The organism is uncultured Gemella sp. (genome assembly GCF_963537375.1).
GTDB lineage: Bacteria > Bacillota > Bacilli > Staphylococcales > Gemellaceae > Gemella.
The window spans coordinates 1-5348 of the sequence record NZ_CAUTDQ010000066.1 but is presented as its reverse complement, the minus strand read 5'-3'; the positions used below and the strand labels follow the sequence as shown (position 1 = coordinate 5348).

General features: G+C 29.5%; 4 protein-coding genes. 3 read left to right on the top strand and 1 reads right to left on the bottom strand.

What is annotated here, in order from left to right; all coding sequences use genetic code 11:
* Positions 1-653: LPXTG cell wall anchor domain-containing protein (locus RYK99_RS08630; protein WP_314991823.1), on the top strand; the 653-nt coding region annotated here is incomplete at its 5' end.
* Between the two features lie 471 nt (positions 654-1124).
* Here the strand turns inward: RYK99_RS08630 and RYK99_RS08625 are convergent.
* Positions 1125-2531, bottom strand: coding sequence for an amino acid permease (locus RYK99_RS08625; protein ID WP_314991822.1), 1407 nt, complete (start codon positions 2529-2531; stop codon positions 1125-1127).
* 378 nt (positions 2532-2909) lie between these two features.
* On the opposite strand from RYK99_RS08625, the gene RYK99_RS08620 reads away from it, so the two are divergent.
* Complete coding sequence (locus RYK99_RS08620) at positions 2910-4496, top strand: ATP-binding protein (protein WP_314991821.1); 1587 nt, start codon at positions 2910-2912, stop codon at positions 4494-4496.
* Positions 4497-4508: 12 nt separating this feature from the next.
* Positions 4509-5189: a response regulator gene (locus RYK99_RS08615; protein ID WP_314991820.1), complete on the top strand. Its 681-nt coding sequence runs from the start codon at positions 4509-4511 to the stop codon at positions 5187-5189.
* Positions 5190-5348 lie beyond the last annotated feature (159 nt).

Below are 5348 nucleotides of genomic sequence, written 5' to 3'. Positions count from 1 at the left end.
TTAAAACATCATTCAAAGATAAAGAAGGAAACGAAATTCCTAAATATCCAAGTGAACCAGGAACAGTCGATAAGAAAGATATTCCAGAATACAGATTCGTAGAAACTAAGAAACTACCAAACGGAGACACAGAGCACATCTATGAAAAAGTAACGACTCCAATAGTTGAAAAAGTTTTAACAACATTCGTAGATGAAAAAGGTGAGTTAATCATTCCTGACGAAAATGGTTCTCATCCAGGAAGACCACTTTCAGGTTACGAAATTGTAAGAACAGAAAAAGATGAAAAAGGAAATATCCGTAATGTATATCGTAAAGTAACAACTCCAGTAGTAGATAAAACTACAACATGGACAGATGAAAACGGAAATCCACTAAAACCATTAGAAAAAGGTAGACTAGAAGCAGGAAAAGTTCCAGGATATGAATATGTAAGAACAGTTGAAGACAAAGATGGAAATGTACGTCACATCTTTAGAAAAGTAACACCAAAAACTCCTGAAGTTCCGTCAGAAACAACGGTACAACCGAAAGCACAAGTTAAACGTCTAGCAAACACGGGTAGTGAGACAACTAACACAGCTGTAGCAGGATTTGGGGTATTACTTGCAGGTATTGCAGCAGCAGTTAGAAAACGTAAAAAAGAAGACTAAAATAAGTCTAGAAATGATATCGAAAAGTTAGATGTGAATATCTGACTTTTTGGTGTCAAATCATCTAGAAAGTTCATAATAGTGATTTAATTTATCAAAGTTAATATTAAGTGATAAATAACAATATTCTTATAAGTAAAAATAAAATATATCAAGAAAATTGAATAAATATTTTAGTTGGAACAAATGGATGTTAGACTGTGCTATACAGAAAACATCCATTTTGTTTTTTATTTAATTAATCTATAGTTAGTATACTATATATTAATTTTCCTTCTGTTATAATGAGAGAAACAATTGATTGTAATGTAAAGTTAAATTTAGTGAACGATATTATACAAACTAAAGTATGATATAAAAAATGATTATGATAAAAATATATAAAGATAAATGTAACCTTGACATAAGAAAACCACCGAGTTGTTATAACTCAGTGGTTTATCTTTTTAATTCTAATAAATCTTAAGAAAATTATTTGTTGTTATTCTTCTTAGCTAAATAAGGCATGATTAATCCTAATGAAAGTAGAACGATTGGTGTTACGATGTTCATAACTGTTTGGAATGTACTTTCTGGAGTATACATACCAGAAATACAAGCAAAGGCAGTTAAGAAGAAACACCAAGCTCCTAGTCCCATACCTATAAATTTATTCTTAACAAATTTGTATTCAGATTGGAATTTTTCAGCTGATTTTTTCAAGAAGATATATGCAGCGAATACCCATAGGTAACGTAATGGCATAGTAACAGCATTAAGTTTAACTAACCATCTGAATAAATCATTAACTTCTTTAATTCCGAACATAGGGATAATTAGTAAGATAGAAACGATAACTCCTACGAGTTTTAGTCCGTTTACATAAACATCATTTTCATTTTTAACTAATAATTTCTTAGGAATATATTTCTCGTCTGCACTACTTAATAACATACGAAGTGGGGCATCGATTGAGATAATAACAACAGAAACCTGTCCGATTAAATCAACGATTGCATAGATAACTAAGAATAAGTTACCAACACCGTAATAATTACCTAAAGTTTGGAAAGCATAATAAGTTCCGTTAGTTAATAAGTCTTTAGGAATGTTATTTGTATCAAACATTAACGCAAGGGCGAATGTTCCTAAAATAGCTGTTGTACAAACCATAACAACTAAGGCGATCATTCCACGTGGGAAGTCTTTAGAAGGGTTTTTCATCTTATTAACATAAGGTGAAATCTTCTCACAACCACCGACCGCAAAGACTAGTATAGCAATCGAAGTGATATATTTAATATCAAATGTTGGCATGAATGTATCTAATGACCAATCGATATTAAAGGTTTTTGCTCCAGTAATCGATGGTGCTGTGATAGCCATAACAACGAACAATAATGACATGATGAACATTGAAGATCCAGCTAACATAGCCATTTTCTTAATTAAGTTAACTCCACGAGCAGCTAAGAATAAAGCTACTAAGAAAATTACTAGTGAAGCAATTTGTAAATATGTGATATTCATTTTACTAATACGATTATCGCGGAATATTGTCCAGCTAAACGCTGCGATAATACGAGATGGTTTTTGTGAAATGTAAGGCATGTGTACTACCCACATTGTCCATCCAGTATAGTAAGCAAGTAATTTACCATGTGTAGAACTTATCCAAGAACTAACACCTCCACCTGCATTTTTAAAAGTAGAACCTAGCTCACCAACGATTAATGAATACGGAATAAAGTATATAACAAAAATTAAAACCCAAGAAACTATAGATTTTAATCCGCCGAATTCAGAGTATCCATTAACAACATTCCCGAACGCCCAAACCGTTGAGAATGCCATGAAGGCTAGAGTGTACCAAAAAATCTTTTTTGCATCCTTCTCCATTGAGAACCTCCTAATAATATAATTTTTCTAATTACTGCAAAATTCGCATTAATAAAATACTAGCATAGTATACATAATTATTCAAGTAAAAATAAAATAAATTAGATTAAAATTTTTTTATATGAAAAATTAATAAGTATAATATAGGAATTAGAAAAATATATTTATATTCTAGTATGACAAAAATGTCATAGCAATAAGTAGATTATGTAAATTAGAAATGTAAATTTACACCATAGAATATATTTATATAATATCGATATTTTAAAGTGAACTTAAGGTTTACAACAGTGGACATTACTTGAAAATAAAGGCAATATGCTTTATAATTATCATGTTAAGAGAAAGTTTTAATAATAATTGAGGAGTGATAAAAATTTGAAAAAAAGACAACGAACACTAACTAGGTTAGTGTTGATAATGACAAGTACAGTCGTCATATCCTTATTGGTTACTTCTTTTTTTGTTAGAGAGTATATAAAGAATAGAGAAGACGAGGTAATTCGTCAAAAAATTTATTCTACTGCCAAATTAATTGCAAACGATCGAGGTGTAATTGATGATATAAGCCATCGTAGAAAGTGGAGTGGTATTCAAGAGTTTGCTAATAAGGTTATAGAAGAGACTGGAACAGACTTTGTTGTTATAATGGATGATACATTTACAAGGTATAGTCATCCGAAGGAAGAGTTTATAGGTGAAAAATTTTCCAACTTAGAAGATGTTAGTTCAACATTTACAGTTGGAGATCATTATAGTAAGCAAACAGGTCAGTTAGGGGAAGGGATTAGATTCTTTACTCCTATTAAAGATGAAAACGGAACGAATATTGGAGTAGTTTGTGTTGGATATACTAAAGAAACAGCAAAAAAACAAATAGCACATTCTCAAGAAAAGATTCTATTTGCATTAATGATAGGTATTCTAGTGGCAGTAGGTATGGCTTTAATGTACAATAGAAGACTAAAACGTGTATTATTAAACTATGAACCAGAAGAAATTGCATATAATTATATCGAGAAAAATCTAATAGCTGATCATGTTTCTGAAGCAATAATCGGTATCGATATAAATAAAAAGGTTATAGTTAAAAATAATAGTGCTAATCAGTTATTAGATAAAGCAGGTTATTCAAAAGTTAAAAAAGGTGAAATTATTCCAGAAGAACTTTATGAAATGTTCTTTAAATCTATAATTGATGAGAAAATTAACGTTAGAGATGAGTTGATTATATTAAATCATATAGAAGTATTAGTAAATAGAAATGCAATATACCAGAATGATAAATTGTATGGAGCTGTAATTACATTACGTGACCAAAGTGAAATGAAAAAACTAATTACAGAACTTAGTGGTACTGAGAAATATAATGATAGTCTTCGAGAACAAAGTCATCATTTCATGAATAAACTTCATGTGTTGCATGGTTTAATAGAGATGAAATCTTACGATGAAGTTGAAAAATATATAAAATATTTGAAAGATGATTATCATGAGAAAATAGGATATATTTCAGAAAGTATAAAAGTTCCAGCTATAGCTGGTTTCTTACTTGCAAAGGTAAGAGAAGCGAAACAAAAAGGTATGACGTTATTAATAGATTCGGATTCAATGTTATTAAATAAAGAAGGATTAGATGAATTATATAATGAATTACTAATTATACTTGGAGTGTTAATCGACAATTCAATGGAATCAATATCTGATATGAACGACGGAAAAATTATTGTTTATTTATATTTAAATTCTGAGGAAAACATATTGCTTTGTAAAATATATGATAATGGTTGTGGTATTAGTAAAGATATATTGGAGAATGTATTTGAAAGAGGATATTCGACTAAAGGAGAAAATAGAGGATATGGCTTAAATGCTGTTGATACTATTGTGAAAAAATATAACGGTTTAATAGACGTGGAAAGTGAAGTAGGAAAAACCACATTTACAATAGAATTACCTATTTAGGAGGAATAATAATTGAGAATATTAATAATAGAAGATGATCCAATGGTAGCAATGATACATAAGGAATATTTTAAACGAAAAGAATTATCCAATGACCTTAACCATGTTTCTACATTAGAAAAAGCAAAAAAATTCTTATCAGATTCAAAAGTTGATTTAATAGTTTTAGATAATTATTTAGCAGATGGGCAAGGAATTGAATTTTTACCAGAATTAAAAGGTTATCCAATAATAATGATTACAGCAGCGAACGATGTTCAAACAGTAGAAGCTGCACTGACGAATGGAGTGGTTGACTATTTAGTTAAACCATTCACGTATGAGAGATTTTCTCAAGCGATTGATAAAGTACAAGATTACATGGAACTATTATCTAAAGAAAAAATTAATCAAGATTTAATTGATGACTATTTAAATTCAGGAAGAGTAGGTGAAGAAGAGGATAGCCTTCCTAAAGGTTTATCTAGAATAACACTGAAAAAAGTATTGGAAAATATTAAAGAACAAGAAACAGGATTTACAACACAACAAGTAGCAGATGACTTAGATATTTCAAGAATTACAATTAGAAAATATTTAAATCATCTTGTTAATATCAATGTTCTAAGTGAAGATGCTAAGTATTACACTTCAGGGAGACCTGTATCAGTATTTACAGTAGTAGAGAAAAGTAAAATCAATAAAATGTTATAACTGTATTAATAGTGTGTACTTCGTATTTTCGGAGATACACTTATAAAAAAAGACAAAAAAATAAACATTATCTATGATAATGGAATATAAAAAATAACTAGAAATATTGGTTCTTTGTCAAATTCGGTTGATTTAGAAAATTAGGAGAAAGCTATGCTA

Coding starts and splice junctions, on each gene's coding strand:
- RYK99_RS08625 (WP_314991822.1), bottom strand. CDS start 2,531: ATGGAGAAGGATGCAAAAAAGATTTTTTGGTACACTCTAGCCTTCATG.